The sequence below is a fragment of the Modestobacter italicus genome (assembly GCF_019799965.1).
GTDB lineage: Bacteria > Actinomycetota > Actinomycetes > Mycobacteriales > Geodermatophilaceae > Modestobacter > Modestobacter italicus_A.
Genome location: NZ_JABGCJ010000002.1, coordinates 440,155 through 458,040 on the forward strand (window position 1 = coordinate 440,155; position 17,886 = coordinate 458,040).

Genomic DNA, 17,886 nt, shown 5'->3' on the forward strand with positions numbered 1-17,886 from the left:
CCCGTGTGCTGGGCTCGTCGGGCGGCTGGGCGCTGGGTCAGCCGCGGGCGAGCGCGGCGGCCAGCGCGCTGGACAGGTCCGGCTGGCGGAACCGGAAGCCGGCGGACTCGAGCACCGAGGGCACGGCCCGCTGGCCGGCCAGGACACCGACCCGGGCGAACTCACCCAGCACCAGCTGCAGGGCCGGGGCGGGCACGGTCAGCACCGCCGGCCGGTGCACCGCAGCGGCCAGCGCGGCGGTGAACTCGGCGTTGGTGACCGGCGTGGGCGCGCTCAGGTTGACCGGCCCGGACACCGCGGCGGTGAGCAGGAAGCGGATCGCGTCGACCTCGTCGTGCAGCCCGATCCAGGGCACGTACTGCTGCCCGGAGCCCAGTTTGCCGCCCAGCCCCAGCCGGAAGAGCGGGGCCAGCCGACCCAGCAGGCCACCGGGGCCGAGGACCAGGCCGGTGCGCAGCATCGCCACCCGGATCCCGGCGTCGGCCGCCGGGGCGGTGGCCGCCTCCCACTGGACGCAGACCCGGGCCAGGAAGTCGTCGCCGGCCGGGTCGTCCTCGGTGACGACCCGTGCGCCGGTGTCGCCGTACCAGCCGACCGCGGAGGCCGAGAGGAGCACCCGCGGACGCGTGGGGTCGGCGGCCGCTCCATCGGCCAGCGCCTGGCTGATCGTGGCGGTGCTGTCGACGCGGCTGCGCAGCACCTGCTCCTTGTGCTTCGCCGTCCACCGTCGGTCGCCGACGCCCACGCCGGCCAGGTTGACCACGGCGTCCACGTCGTCGAGGAGGCCCGGCGGGATGCGGCGCAGTCCCGGTTCCCACCGGTGCTCGTCCGCGGTACGTGGCGTGCGCCGGACCAGCCGCAGCACCTCGTGCCCGTCGGCGGCCAGCGCGCGGACCAGCGCCGACCCGATGAGCCCGGACGAACCCGTGACGGCGACCTTCATCGAGAGCTCCCTGGGACGGGGCGGGCTGCGCCGCGGACGGACGACGAGGGGCCCCGGCGTGCGCCGGGGCCCCCAGCCCCGTCCAGCGCCTCGTCCCGTGGGTGCGGGAGGCGAGGCGCTGGACGGGGTCCTGCGTCAGGCGAGGCCGAGCTCGCCCTCGAACTGGCCGCCCTCCAGGCGCTCCTTGACCGTGGTCAGGAAGCGGGCGGCGTCGGCGCCGTCCACGATGCGGTGGTCGTAGCTGAGGGCCAGGTAGACCATCGACCGGACCGCGACGACCTCGCCCAGCTCCGGGTCCTTGATGACGACCGGGCGCTTGACCACCGAGCCGACACCGAGGATGGCGACCTGCGGCTGGTTGATGATCGGGGTGTCGAACAGGGCGCCCCGGCTGCCGGTGTTGGTCAGCGTGAACGTCCCGCCGCCGAGCTCGTCCGGGGTGACCTTGTTGACCCGGGTCCGCTCCGCCAGGTCGGCGATCTTCCGGGCGATGCCGGGCACGTTGAGGTCACCGGCGCCGTGGATGACCGGCACCAGCAGCCCGCGCTCGGTGTCCACCGCGATGCCCAGGTTCTCGGCGTCGTGGTAGGTGACCGTGCCGGCCTCGAGGTCGACCGAGGAGTTCACCACCGGGTGGGCCTTCAGCGCCTCGACGGCCGCCTTGGCGAAGAACGGCAGGAACGACAGCTTGACGCCCTCACGGGCGACGAAGTCGTTCTTCACCTGGTCACGGAGGCGGGCGATCTTGGTGACGTCCGCCTCGACCACCGTGGTCAGCTGGGCACTGACCTGCAGCGACTCCAGCATCCGCTTGGCGATGACGGTGCGCAGCCGGGAGAGCTTCTCGGTGCGGCCGCGCAGCGAGGAGTCCGGGGTGGCGGCCGGCGACGGGCGGGTGCCGGCGGAGGCGGCCGGCGCGGGGGCAGCCGGCTTCGCCGCCTGCTCGGCCGCGGCGAGCACGTCCTGCTTCCGGATCCGTCCGCCCACACCGGTGCCGGAGACCGACGCCAGGTCGACGCCGCGCTCGGCCGCCAGCCGACGGACCAGCGGGGTCACGTAGGCAGCGCCCCCGTCGGGCGCCGGAGCCGCGGCCGGACGGGACGCCGGGGCGACCGCCTCGGCCGGGGAGGGCTGGTCGGTGGGCGACTGGGTCGGCATGGCGCCACCGGAGCCGTAGTCGGCGCCGGGCTGACCGGTGTCGGTGTTCGCCTCCACCGGCGTCGGCTGCGCCTGCTGCGGCGCGGCGGGCTCGGACTCCGCGGCGGGCTTGGACTCCTCGGCGGCCTTCGGCTCCTCGGCCGGGGCCTGCTGCTGGGGCTGCGCCGGGGCCGAGGCCGGTGCGGCCCCGGCGGTGCCGATGACGGCGAGCTCGGCCCCGACATCGACGGTCTCGTCCTCGTTGACCGTGATCGAGAGCAGGGTGCCCGACACCGGCGCCGGGATCTCGGTGTCCACCTTGTCGGTGGAGACCTCCAGCAGCGGCTCGTCGGCGGTGACCTCGTCGCCGACCGCCTTCAGCCAGCGGGTCACGGTGCCCTCGGTGACGCTCTCGCCCAGCGCCGGCATGGTCACCGAGGTGCCCTCGCCGCCGCCCGAGCCACCGGAGTCGCCGGACGGCGCCGGGGCCTCCTGGGCCGGGGACTCCTCAGCGGGGGCCTCCTGAGTGGGGGCCTCCTGGGCCGGGGCCTCCTGAGCCGGTGCTTCCTGGGCCGGTGCCGGCGAGCCGCCGTCCTCACCGCCACCGATCACCGCGAGTTCGGCGCCGACCTCGACCGTCTCGTCCTCGGCTACGACGATCTTGGTGAGCACGCCGGCCGCGGGCGAGGGGATCTCGGTGTCCACCTTGTCGGTCGACACCTCCAGGAGCGGCTCGTCGACCTCGACCTGATCACCCTCCTGCTTCAGCCATCGGGTGACCGTGCCCTCGGTGACGCTCTCGCCCAGGGCGGGCATGGTGACGGACGTCGGCATCGAAGACAGGTCTCCTCAGGTCGTGGGGGTGGAGCAGCGGGTGGGGGAGTGCGTGAGCGGGGGTCAGCTGTGCGCGTGCAGCGGCTTGCCGGCCAGCACCAGGGCGGCCTCGCCGAGCGCCTCGCTCAGCGTCGGGTGCGGGTGGATCAGCTGGGCCACCTCCTCGGGGAGGGCCTCCCAGTTGTAGACCAGCTGGGCCTCGGCCACGAGGTCGCCGACGCGGCTACCGACCATGTGGACGCCGACGACCGGGCCGTTGCCCGCGACGCGGATGAGCTTGACGGCACCGGCGGTCTTGAGGATCGCCGCGCGGCCGTTGCCGGCCAGGTCGTAGGTGGCGACCTCGACCTCGCCGTGCTTCTCCTTGGCCTGGGCCTCGGTGAGGCCGACCGAGGCGACCTCGGGCTCGGAGTAGGTGACGCGCGGGACGCCGGCGTAGTCGATCGGCACCACCGGCAGCCCGGCCAGGCGCTCGGCCACCAGGATGCCCTCACCGAAGCCGACGTGGGCCAGCTGCAGGGTGGGCACCAGGTCGCCGACGGCGGAGATGGTCGGCACGTTGGTCTGCATGTACTCGTCGACCAGGACGTAGCCGCGGTCCATGGCGACCCCGGCCTCCTCGTAGCCCAGGCCCTGGCTGACCGGCCCGCGGCCGACGGCGACGAGGACCAGCTCGGCCTCGTGCTCCTTGCCGTTCTCCAGGGTGACCTTCACGCCGTCGGCGGTGGTCTGCACGCTGGAGACCCGGCTGCCGAGGGAGAAGTCGATCTTGCGGCGCCGGAACGCGCGCTCGAGCAGCTTGGAGGAGGACTCGTCCTCCAGCGGGACCAGGTGCGGCAGGCCCTCGACGATGGTCACGTCGACGCCGAAGGACTTCCAGGCGCTGGCGAACTCGCAGCCGATGACGCCGCCGCCGAGGATGATCGCCGAGCTGGGCACCCGGTCGAGCTTGAGCGCGTGGTCGCTGGTGATGACCTTGGTGCCGTCGATCTCGATGCCGGGCAGCGAGCGGGCGTAGGACCCGGTGGCCAGCAGGACGTGCTTGCCCTCGAAGGTCTGGTCGCCGACCTGGACGGCGGTCTGGGAGACCAGCCGGCCCTCACCGGTCACGTAGTTGATGCCGCGGCTCTTGATCAGACCCTGCAGGCCCTTGTGGTTCTTGGAGATGACGCCGTCCTTGTAGGCGTTCACCCCGTCCATGTCGATGCCCGACAGCGTGGACTTGACGCCGAACTGCTCGCCCTCGCGGGCGTTGTCGGCGACCTCGGCGGTGTGCAGCAGTGCCTTGGTGGGGATGCAGCCACGGTGCAGGCAGGTGCCGCCGACCTTGTCCTTCTCGATCAGGACGACGCTCATGCCGAGCTCGGCTGCCCGCAGTGCCGCGGCGTAGCCACCCGAGCCACCACCGAGGATGACCAGGTCAGCGGGGGTGGTCGGTGCGCTCACGAGTGCTCCTCAGTACTGGGTGGCCCGGAGGTGCCCGGGCACGGCGATCCTGCGCCTGCCCATCCTGCCACTCCCGGGAACGGCGCGTCCGGATGCTCCGTTGCATCCCTCGGGAGCGTCGCGGAGTCACCCGCGACCCCGGGGACGGGAGCAGGGCATGGGGCTGTGGGACCGGCTGCGCGGACGCCGCGCCGGAGGCGGCGGCCGCGACCGCCGCGGCACGCTCGACCGGGCGTCCGCCGGGGCCGACCTCAGCCACCTGGAGCAGTTCGTCGCCACCCGCCGCGGCGTCGAGGGGTACGTCGAGCCGCGGACGGCGGTGACCGAGACGACGATCCTGCTGGTGGCCGCCGACGGCGAGTGGACGCGACGGCGGATCGACGGCCCCGACACCGCCCGCAAGCTGTCCCGCGACCTCGCCGTCCCGGTGTACGACGCGCAGGTGACCGGCTACCCGCAGCGGATGCGTGACTGGAGCGCCCGGCAGAAGGACAACCGGCTGTCCTGAGGCAGGCGACGAGCCCGGGCGAGCGGCGGGCCTCAGGCAGGCGACGAGGCCCCCGTCCCGACGTGGAGTCCGGGACGGGGGCCTCGGTCGAGCCGCCTCGCGGTGCGCGGGGCCGGGCCGTCAGTCGGCGAGCAGGCCCTCGATGGTGGCCAGCAGCGTGCGGACCGGGACACCGGTGCCGCCCTTGGGCGTGTAGCCCCACGGCGCGCCGGTGTTGTACGCCGGCCCGGCGACGTCGATGTGCGCCCACGGCAGCCCGGCCGGGACGAACTCGGACAGGAAGTGCCCGCCGACGAGCATCCCGCCCATCCGGTCGGCGTTGGCGTTGACCAGGTCGGCGACGGGGGAGTCCAGGCCGCGGCGCAGCTCCGGCGGCAGCGGCATGCCCCACATCGGCTCACCGCTGCGCTTGCTGGCCTCGACGACGGCCTCGCGCAGGTCGTCGCTGCCCATCACCCCGGCGGTGCGGGTGCCCAGCGCCACCAGCTGGGCGCCGGTGAGCGTCGAGGTCTCGAGCAGGTAGGCGGGGGAGTCCTCCACGGCGCGGCAGATCGCGTCGGCGAGCACGACCCGGCCCTCGGCGTCGGTGTTGGTGATCTCGGCCTTCTTGCCGTTGCGGAACGTGACCACGTCGGCCGGGCGGTAGGCGGTGCCGCTGGGCATGTTCTCCGCGATCGGCACGGTGGCGGTGACGTCGACCGGCAGCCCGAGCTCGGCGACCAGGCACACGGTGGCGATCACGGCCGCGGCACCGGCCATGTCGCTCTTCATGTCCTCCATCTTCGCGGCGGGCTTGATCGAGATGCCGCCGCTGTCGAAGGTGATGCCCTTGCCGACCAGCGCCACGCTGGTCTTCGCCTTCTTGCCCTTGTACTCCATGCGCAGCAGCCGCGGACCCCGGGCGGAGCCGCCCCCGACGGCGAGGATGCCGCCGTAGCCGCCGGCCGCGAGGGCCTTCTCGTCGAGCACCTCGACCGACAGCCCGGCCTTCTTCCCGGCGGCCGCGCCGCGGGCGGCCAGCTCGGCCGGGTACAGGTCGTTGGGCGGGGTGTTGACCAGGTCGCGCACCAGGGTCACCGCGTCGACGACGGCGCGGACCCGGGCCAGCGGGGCCTTGGCGGCCGCGGCGTCGGGGACCACCAGCTCGACCGAGGACGGCGGGGTGGGCCGGTCGGCGGGCAGCTGCGACTTGTAGGCGGTGAACTCGTAGGCGCCCAGCAGCGACCCCTCGCCCACGGCGTGCAGCCGGTCGGCGTCCGGGGCGCCGCCGACGGCGGCCAGCAGGCTGACCACCGAGCCGCGGCCGGTCAGTGCGCGGCTGGCCGAGCCGGCCGCCCGGCGGACCGCCTCGGCCGAGTACCCACCGGTGGACTGCGGTGCGCCCAGGCCGACCACCGCGACGACCGGGAACGGGCCCTGGCCGAAGGTCGGCAGCTTGGTGACCTCGTCCTCGCCGCCGCGGGCACCCAGGTCGGCGAGCGCGGTGAGCAGGCGGCCACCGAGCAGGCGGTCGACCGCATCGGCACCCGGTGTGCTGAGCAGCCCGTCGGGTCCCTTCCCGACGCCGACGACGACGGCGTCGGCACTGAGCTTCTCGAGCGGGCGGTCGGTGGCGGAGACAGTCGGAGGCACGCCGCCGATCCTAGGGAGGTGGTGAGCACGGCGTAGGACCGGACCGGGTCGGCCGCCCTCGGGCCTGGTCACCGCCCAGGTGGCCCGGCAGAGGGCCGCGCGGGCGGGCCCTCCACTAGCGTGCTGCCGGTGAGCCCGCTGACCTCCCCCCTGCACGAACGCCACGCGGCCGCCGGCGCCAAGTTCGCCGACTTCGGCGGCTGGTCGATGCCGATCGAGTACGCCGGTGGCGGGGTGCTGGCCGAGCACACCGCGGTGCGGGAGGGCGTCGGCCTCTTCGACGTCTCGCACCTGGGCACCGCCACCGTCCGGGGCCCCGGGGCGGCGGCGTACGTCAACGCCTGCCTCACCAACGACCTCGGCAAGATCGGACCGGGGCAGGCGCAGTACACGCTGTGCTGCGTCGCCGACGGCCAGCCGGACGCCGGTGGGGTGGTCGACGACCTGATCGTCTACCTGCACGGCCCGGACGACGTCCTGCTGGTGCCCAACGCTGTCAACGCCGCCGACGTGCTGGCCCGGCTCGCGGCGGACGCCCCGTCCGGGGTCACGGTCACCGACCGGCACACCGAGGTGGCCGTGCTCGCGCTGCAGGGCCCCCGGTCGGCCGAGGTGCTGGCTGCCGTGGGGCTGCCCGGCGGGCTGGAGTACATGTCCTTCGCCGAGACGCCGGGCACCGGCGGTGACGAGGTGACCGTGTGCCGCACCGGCTACACCGGGGAGCACGGCTACGAGCTGCTGGTCGCCGCGGAGCGGGCCGGGCAGCTGTGGGACGCGCTCCTGGCCGCCGGGGCACCGGAGCAGATCCGGCCCTGTGGGCTGGGCGCGCGGGACACGCTGCGCACCGAGATGGGCTACCCGCTGCACGGCCACGAGCTGGCCCGGGACATCACGCCCAACCAGGCGCGGTCCGGCTGGGCGGTGGGCTGGCAGAAGGAGGCCTTCTGGGGGCGGGAGGCGCTGCTGGCGGAGAAGGCCGCCGGGCCGGCCCGGCGGCTGTGGGGCCTGCAGGCCCCCGGGCGGGGCATCCCGCGCCCCGGGATGGTCGTGCTCGACGGGGACGGCGCCCGCATCGGCGAGGTGACCAGCGGGACGTTCTCCCCGACGCTGCGCACCGGCATCGCGCTGGCGTTGCTGGACACCGCGTCGGGCGTGGCCGAGGGCGACGAGGTCGCCGTCGACGTCCGGGGCCGGCCGCAGCCGGTCGTCGTCCGCCGTCCGCCGTTCGTGGAGTCCCACACGAAGGACCCCGTGCCCCCCACGACTCGCTAGCTCGCCGTGGGCCCCTGCACGGGGCCGAACGGCCACCGGCCCTGAGCCGGGGCCGTGAGCGTCAGCGCTTGGGGTGGGAGTCCTTGGTCGGGACCGGCGGGTCGGGCATCTCGTCGGCGACGACCGCGTCCCGCTTGCCCATCGGCTGTGGGTCGCCCTGGGTGGTGTCCCGGGCCGTCTGGTGCTCGGTCTCGGCGTTGATCTCCGCTCCCAGCAGCACCAGGTAGCACGTCAGGTACAGCCACAGCATCAACACGATGACCCCGGCGATGGCGCCGTAGGTCTCGTTGTAGGAGCCGAAGTTGTTGACGTAGAAGCTGAACGCGACACTGACGACCGCCCAGATCACGGTGACCACGACGGAGCCGAGGCTCACCCAGCGCAGTTTCGGCGCGTCCCGGTCGGGGGCCATCCGGTAGAGGACGGCGAGCGAGCCGGCCACCACGCCCAGCAGGAGGACCCAGCGCAGAACCTGGGCGAGCACCGTGCCGACCCCGCCCAGCGGGAGCGCGTCCAGCACCACCGGGACCACGGCGATCAGGGCGAACGTGATCAGCACGAACACGATCGCGCCCAGGGTGAGCAACAAGGAGAGCGCACGCAGCTTGAGGAAGTTGCGGGTCTCGACCTCGTCGTAGGCGATGTTCACCGCCTTCACCAGGTTGTTCACGCCGCCGGACGCCGTCCAGAGCGCGCCGAGCACCGAGGCGATCAACCCGAAGGTGAGGGCCCCGCCGGCGTTGCTCGTGATGTCGGTCAGCTGCTCGGTGAGGATGTCCTGGGCGCTCTCCGGGAGCTGGTCGGACACCGCGGCGATCTGCTCACTGACCTGCTCGGGGGAGGCGACCAGGCCGTAGATCGAGATGGTCGCGATCAGCGCCGGGAAGATGGAGAGGAAGGCGAAGAAGGCCACCCCGCCGGCGATGATCGGCATGTTGTCGGCGTTGTTCTCCGCCCATGCCCGCTTCACGATCTGCAGCCACCCACGCGGGGGGATCTCCGTCGGCTTCTCCGCGTGCACCCCGGGCATCTCCGACCTGCTGGGCACCTCGGGCGCCGGCCGGGCCGCCTCACGGGCCTCGGTGGCCACGACCGTGGACGACGTCGCGCCGCCGGTGCCCCCACCGGCGGCCTCGCGCTGCTCGGCGGCCCGGGCCGCAGCCCGCCGCTCAGCCTTCTCCTGCACTCGCGCGCGGATGTTGTCCACGGCGCTGCCCGGTCGCCCGGTGTCGACCATCTGGGTGGTCCCCTCGTCTCAGGTGTGGTCGTCGGCCTCGCGGGTCAGTCGCCCGGCCAGTTGCCGGTCAGCTTGGTGAACCCACGGGCGCCGGCTCGGTCGATCACGGCCTTCGTGGCGCCGAACAGCGCGCCCTGGACGGCGGCGGCCAGCACGACCTCGCGCATCCCGTACTCGCTCTGCAGTGCCCCGGGGGCGTCGTCCTCGTCGGCGACGCGCTTCCAGACCTGCTTGAACACCGCACCGGAGAGGGCACCGGCCAGCACGCTGGCGAGCAGACCGAAGGGGCGGTAGACGGCCTTGAGACTGGGGCTCACCGCAGGACCCGGGCCAGCGTCCGCCGCCAGCCGCTGCGCCGGCGGGTCAGCCGCTTCGCGGTGGCGCGCTGGCTGGCGGCCAGTTGAGCGGTGGCGGCCCGCTGGCCGGCGGTCAGGCGGGCGGTGGCAGCGCGCTGGGTGGCGGTGACCCGGGTGGTCGCCGTGTGCCGGCGGGCGGCGCGGGCCCGGGCCGCCGCTGTGCGCCGGGCGGCCGCCCGCTCGGCTGCCGCCCGTCGGGCCGCTGCGCGCTCCTGGCCGGCCCTTCGAGCTGCCCGGGCTGCCGCGGCGCGGCGCTCGGCGGCCTCCTCGGCCGCGGTGCGCTCCGCCCGGCCGGCCCGGCGGCGCCCCCGCCAGGCGACCAGGCCCACGAGCGCGGTGACGGCCGCGACCCCGCCGCCGATCACCGCTGGTGGGTTCTCGCGGTAGGTCTCGACCGCGGTGTCCCTGGTCCGGTTGACGCCCTCGACGGCCGACGTCCGGGCGCGGTCGGCGCTCTCCTTGGCCCGGCCGGGCACGTCCAGCCGGTGGCTCAGCTCGTCGACCGTGCGGCCCAGCTGTTCGCGGGTCTGCTCGATGTCGGCCCGGATGGCGTCGGGGTCGGTCGGGCCCGCCCCGCCGTCCGGCTCAGCGGCGTCGGCTCCGGTCATCGGGACGCACTCTCCTTCACGGTGGCCACGTCGGTCCTGACGCTGGCGATGGCCTCGGTCGGCACCGGCGGGGCGGCCTGCTGCACGTCCTTCTTGCCGAGGAGGGCCAGCGCACCGGCGACCGCGAACAGCACGACGGCGACGATCACCGCGGCGAGCCAGCCGGGGACGGCGAGGGCCACGGCGAGGACGGCGGCCGCGACGAGCACCTGCAGGCCGAGGAAGGCGAACAGGCCGGCGCCGCCGAACAGCCCGGCGCCCACGCCGAGCTTCTTCGCCTTGGTGCTGACCTCCGCCTGGGCCAGCCGCATCTCGTCCCGGACCAGCCGGGTGAGCTGGTCGGAGAGCTGGCCGATCAGCTCACCGGTCGAGGCGTGCTCCGGGGCGGGCGGCGGTGTGGCCACGCGGCTCGCGCCGGCGCCCGGGGTGGGCTGGCTCATGGGTCCTCCGCGGTCTCGGGCGTGGGTGGTGCCTGCACCATGCCCATGCACTTACCGTGTAAACCAAGATCGCTTGACCCTGCCGCGGCGGCAGTCCCGGTGCGGTCGGGGGCTGCCGAGGCGTCCCCGGGCCGTTAGCCTCCCGCCATGAGCTGGACCTGGCAGCTGGAAGACGCATCGGGTGCGCCCGTGGACCCCGCCACGCTCGGGGTGGAGGTGCCCGAGTGCGACAACCAGGGCGATGCCGAGTCCTGGCTGGGGGAGAGCTGGCGCGACCTGCTGGAGCGCGGCGTCGCGACGGTCACGCTCCAGCAGGACGGCGAACGGGTCTACGGCCCGATGGGCCTGGCCGCGACGTGACCGTGGGGTGGACGCCGCCGAGCGACGTCCACCCCACGGCCTCCGACCCCCGTGCAGGGGCCCGCCGCGAGCCTGCGAGCGGTGGGGGCAGGGGGGCCTCCGTCAGCCCCGGGAGGTCTTGGCCGGGTCGCGCTCGACGACGTCGCCCAGCACCTCGTCGATGCGGGTCATGACCTCGGCCGGCAGCTCGACCCCGGCGGCCTTCACGTTGTCGTGCACCTGCTCGGGGCGGCTGGCCCCGATGATCGCCGCGGCGACGTTCTGGTTCTGCAGCACCCAGGCGACGGCCAGCTGCGCTATCGACAGACCCAGCTCGTCGGCGATCGGGCGCAGCTGCTGCACCCGGGTCAGCACGTCGTCGGTCAGGTAGTTCTTCATCGACCCGCCGACGGTCGCGTGGCCGCCCCGGCTGTCGGCCGGCGGCTGCTGGCCCGGTAGGTACTTGCCGGTGAGCACGCCCTGGGCCAGCGGCGACCAGACGATCTGGGAGAGGCCCTCCTGCTCGCTGGTCGGCACCACCTCGGCCTCGATGACCCGCCACAGCATCGAGTACTGCGGCTGGTTGCTGATCAGCTGCACCTTGAGCTCGCGGGCGAGCTCGGCGGCGGCGGCGATCTCCTCGGCCCGCCACTCCGAGACGCCGAGGTAGAGGACCTTGCCCTGCCGCACCAGGTCGGCGAACGCGGTCATCGTCTCCTCCAGCGGCACGGACGAGTCGTACCGGTGGGCCTGGTACAGGTCGACGTAGTCGGTCTGCAGTCGCTGTAGCGAGGCGTTGCAGCTCTCGACGATGTGCTTGCGGGAGAGCCCGCGGTCGTTGGCCCCGGGGCCGGTGGGCCAGTAGACCTTGGTGAAGATCTCCAGCCCCTCGCGGCGCTGGCCGGCCAGCGCCCGGCCCAGCACCGACTCGGCCTTGGTTCCGGCGTACACGTCGGCGGTGTCGAAGGTGGTGATCCCGACGTCGAGGGCGGCCCGCACGCAGGCGTGGGCGGCGTCCTCCTCGACCTGGCTGCCGTGGGTCAGCCAGTTGCCGTAGGCGATCTCGGAGATGGTCAGGCCAGAACGGCCGAGGCGTCGTGTCTGCACGACCCGACAGTACTTAGCTCAGCTCACCAACTCGCGGTGCCGGCCCCTCGGCCCTCCTGCAGGGGCCCGCCACGAGCGTGCGAGTGGTGGGGCAGGAGGGTCCTTCTTCAGACCTCTGCGCCGAGGGCGACCTGCGGCTTGGGGAACCGCCAGCGGCGGATCATCGTGGCCCGGCTGATGCCGTACCAGACCAGGCTGCGCGAGCGCTGCGTCGTGTTCGGGAAGCGCTCGGCCACGGTCTTCTTGATCTTGCGGCCCAGGATGACCGAATCACCGATGATGACCAGGAAGAAGGCGAACCAGATGAACACCGTGTAGCTCTGCACGGCCGGGTTCGGGATGAAGTAGCCGACCAGCACCAGGGCGGCGACGACCAGGAAGACGCTGCCGGCGTTGCGGCGGGCGTCGACCAGGTCGCGGACCAGCCGACGCTCCGGGCCGCGGTCGCGGGCGGGCAGCGAGCTCTCGTCCCCGCGGGCGGCGGCCTCGCGGGCACTGCCCCGGCCGGCGGCCTGCTGCTCGCGCATCCGCCGGTAGGCCTCCTTGCGCGTGGTCGGCGGCGGGGGCACCGGGCCACTGCGGCGGCCCTGGGCCTCGTTGCGCCGGGGCGTCGGGCGCCCCTTGCCCACGGCGGTGCTGCCGGCCAGCTGGCTGGTGAGGTCGGACTGGGCGTCCGGGGTCGTCGCGGAGTCGGCGCGGCGGCCGGGCAGGCGGAGCTTCACGGCCGGTGAGTCTACGTGGCCGCCGACCCCGTCCGGCGTCCTCCGGCGCGGCGTGGTCCTCCCTCTGGATGGTGCGGGTGCACCCTCGGTCGCCAGGAGCGCCGTACAGTGGGAAGCAGCTCCGCCACGGCGGTGTTGGCCGTTCCGGACGTCCGTCCCCGTGACGGGCCGAGCAGGACACCTCGAGTGTGGGAGGACCACGACATGACCGTGCAGGACACGCAGGCCCCCGGCGCCACCGGCGTCATCCTCAGCAACCCCGCCGCGTCGAAGGTGAAGGCGTTGCTGGAGCAGGAGGGTCGCGACGACCTGCGGCTGCGGATCGCCGTGCAGCCCGGTGGTTGCTCCGGCCTCCGCTACCAGCTGTTCTTCGACGAGCGCTTCCTCGACGGCGACCAGACCTTCGAGTTCGGTGGCACCGAGGTGATCGTCGACCGGATGAGCATCCCCTACCTCAGCGGCGCGACGATCGACTTCGTCGACACCATCGAGAAGCAGGGCTTCACCATCGACAACCCGAACGCCGGCGGTTCGTGCGCCTGCGGCGACAGCTTCCACTGATCGTCGCCTGACCGTCCACCGAGGCCCGGTTCCCCTGCGGGGGGCCGGGCCTCGGTGCGTCCTGGGCCCCGGCTCTCCCTCGGGCGACCTCGGTCAGTCGACCGGGTCCGACGGGATGGGGATCGGCACCCCACCGGACGGCGCCGGGAGGGGCGGGACCAGCGTCCCCGGGTCCAGGGGCGGGGACGGCGGCGTGCTCGGTGCCTGGCCGGCGCTCGGCGTCGGGAACTCCAGGGGGCGGGCGCTGTAGCTGGGCTCGGTGTCCGACGGCACGGCCGGGGACGACGGTGGTGAGGCGCAGGCGCTCGGGGTCTCCGGGCAGACGCCGTCGTCCGCGCCGGAGCAGCCGGCGAGCAGCCCGGCCGCCACCAGTGCGGCGGTCACCGGGCCGACTCGCCGGCGGTCGGTCACAGCCGGACCGGGTACACCGGCTCGGGGATCTCCGGGGTGATCCGCTCCTCGACGAAGATGCCGTGCCAGATCATGAAGACCAGCACCTCCCACACCTGCCGGGCGATCCGCTTGCTCGGCACGTCCGACTCGCGCAGCCGGTCCAGCATCCCCAGCACGTGGTCGCGGTCCAGCCACTCGTCGGTCTGGCTGGCGGTCACGATGTCCCGGGCCCACTGGTGCAGCGGGCCGGCCAGGAACTCCGCCGTCGGCACCGGGAAGCCGAGCTTGCGCCGGTTCATGATCTTCGGCGGCACGATCTGCCGCATCGCCTGGCGCAGCGCGTACTTCGTCGCGTCGCCCTTGCGGGGCACCCGCATCTCCAGCGGCAGGCTGCTGGCCAGGGCGAACACCTCGGGGTCCAGGAACGGGACCCGGAGCTCCAGGGAATTGGCCATCGTCATCTTGTCGGCCTTGACCAGGATGTCGCCGCGCAGCCAGGTGAACAGGTCGACGTACTGCATCGCCGTCACGTCGTCGTAGCCGGCCTCGCGGGTCTGCCGGTAGAGCGCCTCGGTGACCGTCACGTGCGACAGGTCGGGGTCGCGGCCGGGCAGCAGCTGGGCGAGCTCGGCCGCGTTGAGGTTGCGCGCGTTGCCGTAGTAGCGCTCCTCGATCGGCTGCGAGGCGCGCTCCAGCAGGCTCTGCCCGCGGACGCCCTCGGGCACCAGCCGGGACAGCCTGCCCAGGGCCTGCCGCCCCACGGCGGGCAGCTTCGACGCCCAGGCCAGGCTCAGCGGCTCGCGGTAGATGGTGTAACCGCCGAACAGCTCGTCGGCACCCTCGCCGGAGAGCACCACCTTGACGTGCTTGCGGGCCTCGCGGGCCACGAAGTACAGCGGCACGAGCGCGGGATCGGCGACCGGGTCGTCCAGGTACCAGACGACGGTGGGGATGGCGTCGGCGAAGTCCTGCGCGGTGATCTCCACCGGCACGTGCGCCACGCCCAGGATCTGCGCCGACTCCGCGGCGATGTCGACCTCCGAGGTGGCCTCCCGCTGGAAGCCCACCGTGAAGGTCACCAGGTCGCGGTTGTACTTGTGCGCCAGGGCGGCGACCGCGGTCGAGTCGATCCCGCTGGAGAGGAACGACCCCACGGTGACGTCGGCGCGCATGTGCTTGGCCACCGAGTCGTCGAGCACCTCGGCGATCCGGTCGAACAGCGCCTGCTCCGAGCCCGGGGTCACCGGCTTCGGCGTGAAGGCGGGGTGGAACCACCGCTTGGTGTGCAGCTCGCCGTCGACGACGGTGAAGCTGGTGCCGCTCTCGATCCGGCGGATGCCGCGGTGCAGGGTGGCGGGCTCGGGCACGTACTGCAGCGTCAGGTAGTGCTGCAGGGACGCGCCGTCGACGCCGCCGGCCCCGGCGCTGCCGCCCAGCAGCTCCAGCAGGGCCTTCTTCTCCGAGCTGAAGACCAGTCCGCCGTCGGCGAGGCGGGCGGTGAACAGCGGCTTGATGCCGAAGGCGTCCCGGGCGCCGAACGCCGTCCCGGTCTCGGTGTCCCAGATCACGAAGGCGAACATGCCCCGCAGCCGCGGGACGACGGCCTCGCCCCACAGGTGGAACCCGGCGACGATCGCCTCGGTGTCGCCCTCGGTGGCGAAGGTCGCACCGGCGGCCTTCAGCTCCTCGCGCAGCTCCAGGTAGTTGTAGATCTCGCCGTTGAAGACGATCCGGTACCGGCCCTCGGCATAGGGCATCGGCTGTGGGCTGCCCTCGATGTCGATGAACGCCAGCCGGTTGAAGCCGAGCACCGCGTGCGGGTCCGACCACACCTCCCGGTCGTCCGGGCCGCGGTGCCGCAGGCAGCGCAACGCGTGCTGCACCCCGGAGACCGTCTGCTCGTCGACCCGTTCGGCGTCGGTGGACAGGTAGGCCAGCAGGCCGCACATGCGGGAGGTCTCCAGGTGGTGGGAGGCGGGGGAGGGGCGGTCAGAGCGGCTGGCCGGCGCGCACCCGCGCCGTCACCCGCCGCTCGGCCCAGAACGAGACGAACGGGACGACGCCGGCCAGGAGGACCAGGACGGTGCCCTTGGCGGTGAACCTCGCCTTCAGGGCCAGGTCGAACGCGGTGGCCAGGTAGACGATGAAGAGGAACCCGTGGATCGGCGAGACGACCGCGGAGACCTCGGGGACGTCGGCCAGGTAGCGCAGCGGCATGGCCACCAGCACGAGGACGAGCAGCATGGCCCCGACCACGTAGGCCATCACCCGGTAGCGGCCGAGCGACGAGGCCACCCGCGGGGCGAGCGTGCTGGTGTCAGCGGCCACGGGGCACCTCCTGACCGAGGGCCTTGGCGTTCAGCTCGGCCAGGTAGGCGTTGTAGGCGGCCAGCTCGGGGTCGCCCGTGGTGTCGATCCGGGGGCGCTGGTAGAGGACGACGGCGTTGCCCGGCTCGTCGTCGGCCGGGTCGCGGTTGGCCTCGTCGCGGCACATCCGCAGGTAGAACCACAGGCCCATGAAGCCGTAGAGCGGCCACTGCAGCGCATAGCTCCAGTTGACCGGGCCACCGCCGTCCTCGGCCTTGCCCAGCTGCCAGTTGCCGAGGAAGAAGGTGGCCACGAAGAGCGCCGCCACCAGCAGGTGCATCAGCATCCACCGGACGGTGAGCAGGCGGGAGTACACGCCCTGACTCTAACCGCCGACGGCGGCCCGACGGCGCCGTCCCGGGGGGAGGCGACGCGCACACCAGCGTCCACCGGTGGACGGCGCGCGCCCCATCCGACCAGCCCGGACGGCGACCCGCCGGGAGGGTCTGCCCGCTCCCGGGACGACAGGCGGGGTCGGCTAGTCTCGGCGAGACTGTGGTCGGGGTGGGCAGAGCCTGTCGGGGAACCGAGGAGTGCCCGCCGGTGAGACCGCGTGGCGCCGCCACGCGGGGGATGAGGAGGCAGCGGGCAGTGGCTCGACGCAGCAAGCTGGCGAAGGTCGCCGGGCTCGGTCTCCTGGGTGCTCTGACGCTCAGCGGGTGTGATGTCACGGGCAGCTGGCTCAGTTGGGGATGGCCTGACGGCATCACCGACGAGGCCCGCGAGATGCACCAGTTGTGGATCGGTTCGACGATCGCGGCCCTCGTGGTCGGCATCGCGGTGTGGATCCTCATCGCCTACGCGGCCATCCGGTACCGCAAGCGCGGCGACGAGCTCCCGCGCCAGACGGCCTACAACCTCCCGCTGGAGGTCGTGTACACCGTCATCCCGTTCGTGATCATCGCGGTGCTGTTCTTCTTCACCGTGAACACGCAGAACCGGGTGATGGAGCGCAGCGCGGAGCCCGACGTCACCGTCGCGGTGAACGCGTTCAAGTGGAACTGGCAGTTCGTCTACCCGGAGACCACCGACGCGAACGGTGGTGAGCCGGTGTCCACCGTCGGCAGCACCACCGAGATCCCGATCCTGGTGCTCCCGGTCGACCAGGAGATCCGGTTCGAGCTCGCCTCGGCCGACGTCATCCACTCCTTCTGGGTGCCGGAGTTCCTCTTCAAGCTCGACGTCATCCCGGGCAACGAGAACGGCCGGGACAACGTCTTCGAGGTCACCGTCCGCGAGGAAGGGGCCTACGTCGGCCGGTGCGCCGAGCTGTGCGGCACCTACCACGCGTACATGAACTTCGAGGTCCGCTCGGTCAGCGCCGAGGACTACGAGGACTACATCGACGCCCGCCTCGACGGCCTGTCGACCTACGACGCCCTGGAGAGCATCGGTCAGCCGGGTGCCGCGACGAGCACCGTGCCGCTGCCGACCGGTGGCCAGCAGGCTGCTGCCTCCGATGACTGACCCGACCATCCCGCAGGACCAGGAGGAGCGGCCGTGAAGGTCGAAGCGCTCATCTTCAACTTGCTCACGGTGTTCTGCATCGTGGCCGCGTTCGTTTACGGCTTCTGGTCGCGCGAGCCGATCGGCACGACGGCGCTCGCCCTGTCCGCTGGCCTGACGGCGCTGATCGGTGGGTTCTTCTGGTTCGTCAGTCGGCGCATCGACGCCCGCCCCGAGGACCGCAAGGACGCCGAGATCGCTGACGGCGCCGGCGAGCTGGGCTTCTTCAGCCCGGCGAGCTACTGGCCCTTCGGCCTGGCCCTCTCCGCTGCGCTCATGGGTCTGGCGCTCGCGTTCTGGTATCCGTGGCTGGTGCTGCTGGCCGGCGCCTTCCTGCTGATGACCATCGGTGGGCTGCTCTTCGAGTACTACGTCGGGCAGAACGCGCACAGCTGATCTGCCCTCCCGTACAGCGGGGCCCCTCCCAACTCCGGGAGGGGCCCCGCTGTGCGTTGGGGATCGGGGCAGCGGCACCCCG

General features: G+C 73.2%; 20 protein-coding genes. 6 read left to right on the forward strand and 14 right to left on the reverse strand.

What is annotated here, in order from left to right:
* Positions 1–37: 37 nt before the first annotated feature.
* The 3 genes from HLA93_RS06140 to lpdA form a co-directional block, all read right to left on the reverse strand.
* Positions 38–943: a TIGR01777 family oxidoreductase gene (locus HLA93_RS06140; protein ID WP_222193439.1), complete on the reverse strand. Its 906-nt coding sequence runs from the start codon at positions 941–943 to the stop codon at positions 38–40.
* Positions 944–1,078: 135 nt separating this feature from the next.
* Entirely contained in the window at positions 1,079–2,914 is a 1,836-nt protein-coding gene (sucB, locus tag HLA93_RS06145; protein WP_222193440.1) for a 2-oxoglutarate dehydrogenase, E2 component, dihydrolipoamide succinyltransferase, read from the reverse strand.
* 63 nt (positions 2,915–2,977) lie between these two features.
* Positions 2,978–4,360 carry a dihydrolipoyl dehydrogenase gene (gene lpdA / locus HLA93_RS06150; RefSeq protein WP_222193441.1) on the reverse strand — a complete coding sequence of 461 codons (1,383 nt, stop codon included), beginning with the start codon at positions 4,358–4,360 and terminating at the stop codon, positions 2,978–2,980.
* Between the two features lie 157 nt (positions 4,361–4,517).
* Here lpdA and HLA93_RS06155 point away from each other — a divergent pair, with 157 nt between their 5' ends.
* Positions 4,518–4,868: an oxidoreductase gene (locus HLA93_RS06155; protein ID WP_222193442.1), complete on the forward strand. Its 351-nt coding sequence runs from the start codon at positions 4,518–4,520 to the stop codon at positions 4,866–4,868.
* Between the two features lie 120 nt (positions 4,869–4,988).
* Here the strand turns inward: HLA93_RS06155 and HLA93_RS06160 are convergent, their stop codons facing one another.
* Positions 4,989–6,500 carry a leucyl aminopeptidase gene (locus tag HLA93_RS06160; protein WP_222193445.1) on the reverse strand — a complete coding sequence of 504 codons (1,512 nt, stop codon included), beginning with the start codon at positions 6,498–6,500 and terminating at the stop codon, positions 4,989–4,991.
* A 129-nt stretch (positions 6,501–6,629) separates the two neighbouring features.
* On the opposite strand from HLA93_RS06160, the gene gcvT reads away from it, so the two are divergent.
* A complete protein-coding gene (gene gcvT / locus HLA93_RS06165) occupies positions 6,630–7,772 on the forward strand; it encodes a glycine cleavage system aminomethyltransferase GcvT (protein WP_222193446.1) in 1,143 nt (380 codons plus the stop codon).
* Between the two features lie 61 nt (positions 7,773–7,833).
* Here the strand turns inward: gcvT and HLA93_RS06170 are convergent, their stop codons facing one another.
* Genes HLA93_RS06170 through HLA93_RS06185 form a run of 4 tightly spaced genes read right to left on the reverse strand, consistent with a single transcriptional unit; the run spans position 7,834 to position 10,413 of the window.
* Positions 7,834–9,009 carry a YihY/virulence factor BrkB family protein gene (locus tag HLA93_RS06170; RefSeq protein ID WP_222193448.1) on the reverse strand — a complete coding sequence of 392 codons (1,176 nt, stop codon included), beginning with the start codon at positions 9,007–9,009 and terminating at the stop codon, positions 7,834–7,836.
* 44 nt (positions 9,010–9,053) lie between these two features.
* Positions 9,054–9,326 carry a DUF4235 domain-containing protein gene (locus tag HLA93_RS06175; protein ID WP_222193449.1) on the reverse strand — a complete coding sequence of 91 codons (273 nt, stop codon included), beginning with the start codon at positions 9,324–9,326 and terminating at the stop codon, positions 9,054–9,056.
* Positions 9,323–9,973 carry a DUF3618 domain-containing protein gene (locus HLA93_RS06180; RefSeq protein WP_222193451.1) on the reverse strand — a complete coding sequence of 217 codons (651 nt, stop codon included), beginning with the start codon at positions 9,971–9,973 and terminating at the stop codon, positions 9,323–9,325. Before HLA93_RS06180 ends, HLA93_RS06175 begins: the two co-directional genes overlap by 4 nt.
* Positions 9,970–10,413 carry a phage holin family protein gene (locus HLA93_RS06185; protein ID WP_222193453.1) on the reverse strand — a complete coding sequence of 148 codons (444 nt, stop codon included), beginning with the start codon at positions 10,411–10,413 and terminating at the stop codon, positions 9,970–9,972. Before HLA93_RS06185 ends, HLA93_RS06180 begins: the two co-directional genes overlap by 4 nt.
* Before the next feature lie 147 nt (positions 10,414–10,560).
* On the opposite strand from HLA93_RS06185, the gene HLA93_RS06190 reads away from it, so the two are divergent.
* Positions 10,561–10,773, forward strand: a complete 213-nt coding sequence (locus HLA93_RS06190) for a hypothetical protein (protein WP_222193454.1) — start codon at positions 10,561–10,563, stop codon at positions 10,771–10,773.
* A gap of 102 nt (positions 10,774–10,875) precedes the next feature.
* Here HLA93_RS06190 and HLA93_RS06195 read toward each other — a convergent pair whose 3' ends face one another.
* On the reverse strand, positions 10,876–11,859 hold the full coding sequence (locus HLA93_RS06195) for an aldo/keto reductase family protein (protein WP_222193455.1): 984 nt from the start codon (positions 11,857–11,859) through the stop codon (positions 10,876–10,878).
* Between the two features lie 107 nt (positions 11,860–11,966).
* Positions 11,967–12,581: a DUF3043 domain-containing protein gene (locus HLA93_RS06200; RefSeq protein WP_222193457.1), complete on the reverse strand. Its 615-nt coding sequence runs from the start codon at positions 12,579–12,581 to the stop codon at positions 11,967–11,969.
* Positions 12,582–12,785: 204 nt separating this feature from the next.
* Between HLA93_RS06200 and HLA93_RS06205 the strand changes: the two genes are divergently transcribed.
* Positions 12,786–13,142, forward strand: coding sequence for a HesB/IscA family protein (locus HLA93_RS06205; protein ID WP_222193462.1), 357 nt, complete (start codon positions 12,786–12,788; stop codon positions 13,140–13,142).
* Positions 13,143–13,235: 93 nt separating this feature from the next.
* On the opposite strand, the gene HLA93_RS06210 is transcribed toward HLA93_RS06205, so the two are convergent.
* Genes HLA93_RS06210 through HLA93_RS06225 form a run of 4 tightly spaced genes read right to left on the reverse strand, consistent with a single transcriptional unit; the run spans position 13,236 to position 16,218 of the window.
* The gene (locus tag HLA93_RS06210; RefSeq protein WP_222193463.1) at positions 13,236–13,526 is read right to left on the reverse strand and encodes a hypothetical protein; all 291 of its coding nucleotides are present in this window, start codon (positions 13,524–13,526) and stop codon (positions 13,236–13,238) included.
* A 23-nt stretch (positions 13,527–13,549) separates the two neighbouring features.
* Entirely contained in the window at positions 13,550–15,484 is a 1,935-nt protein-coding gene (gene asnB / locus HLA93_RS06215; protein ID WP_222193464.1) for an asparagine synthase (glutamine-hydrolyzing), read from the reverse strand.
* Positions 15,485–15,524: 40 nt separating this feature from the next.
* The gene (locus HLA93_RS06220; RefSeq protein ID WP_308127965.1) at positions 15,525–15,863 is read right to left on the reverse strand and encodes a DUF3817 domain-containing protein; all 339 of its coding nucleotides are present in this window, start codon (positions 15,861–15,863) and stop codon (positions 15,525–15,527) included.
* Positions 15,853–16,218 (reverse strand): metalloprotease, encoded by a 366-nt coding sequence (locus tag HLA93_RS06225; protein ID WP_222193465.1) that lies wholly within the window; start codon positions 16,216–16,218, stop codon positions 15,853–15,855. Before HLA93_RS06225 ends, HLA93_RS06220 begins: the two co-directional genes overlap by 11 nt.
* A gap of 275 nt (positions 16,219–16,493) precedes the next feature.
* Here HLA93_RS06225 and ctaC point away from each other — a divergent pair, with 275 nt between their 5' ends.
* On the forward strand, positions 16,494–17,369 hold the full coding sequence (gene ctaC, locus HLA93_RS06230) for an aa3-type cytochrome oxidase subunit II (protein ID WP_222193466.1): 876 nt from the start codon (positions 16,494–16,496) through the stop codon (positions 17,367–17,369).
* Between the two features lie 33 nt (positions 17,370–17,402).
* Positions 17,403–17,804 carry a cytochrome c oxidase subunit 4 gene (locus tag HLA93_RS06235; RefSeq protein ID WP_222193467.1) on the forward strand — a complete coding sequence of 134 codons (402 nt, stop codon included), beginning with the start codon at positions 17,403–17,405 and terminating at the stop codon, positions 17,802–17,804.
* Positions 17,805–17,886: the final 82 nt, after the last annotated feature.

Coding starts and splice junctions, on each gene's coding strand:
- HLA93_RS06205 (WP_222193462.1), top strand. CDS start 12,786: ATGACCGTGCAGGACACGCAGGCCCCCGGCGCCACCGGCGTCATCCTC.
- sucB (WP_222193440.1), bottom strand. CDS start 2,914: ATGCCGACGTCCGTCACCATGCCCGCCCTGGGCGAGAGCGTCACCGAG.
- HLA93_RS06185 (WP_222193453.1), bottom strand. CDS start 10,413: ATGAGCCAGCCCACCCCGGGCGCCGGCGCGAGCCGCGTGGCCACACCG.
- asnB (WP_222193464.1), bottom strand. CDS start 15,484: ATGTGCGGCCTGCTGGCCTACCTGTCCACCGACGCCGAACGGGTCGAC.
- HLA93_RS06190 (WP_222193454.1), top strand. CDS start 10,561: ATGAGCTGGACCTGGCAGCTGGAAGACGCATCGGGTGCGCCCGTGGAC.
- HLA93_RS06180 (WP_222193451.1), bottom strand. CDS start 9,973: ATGACCGGAGCCGACGCCGCTGAGCCGGACGGCGGGGCGGGCCCGACC.
- HLA93_RS06155 (WP_222193442.1), top strand. CDS start 4,518: ATGGGGCTGTGGGACCGGCTGCGCGGACGCCGCGCCGGAGGCGGCGGC.
- HLA93_RS06170 (WP_222193448.1), bottom strand. CDS start 9,009: ATGGTCGACACCGGGCGACCGGGCAGCGCCGTGGACAACATCCGCGCG.
- HLA93_RS06140 (WP_222193439.1), bottom strand. CDS start 943: ATGAAGGTCGCCGTCACGGGTTCGTCCGGGCTCATCGGGTCGGCGCTG.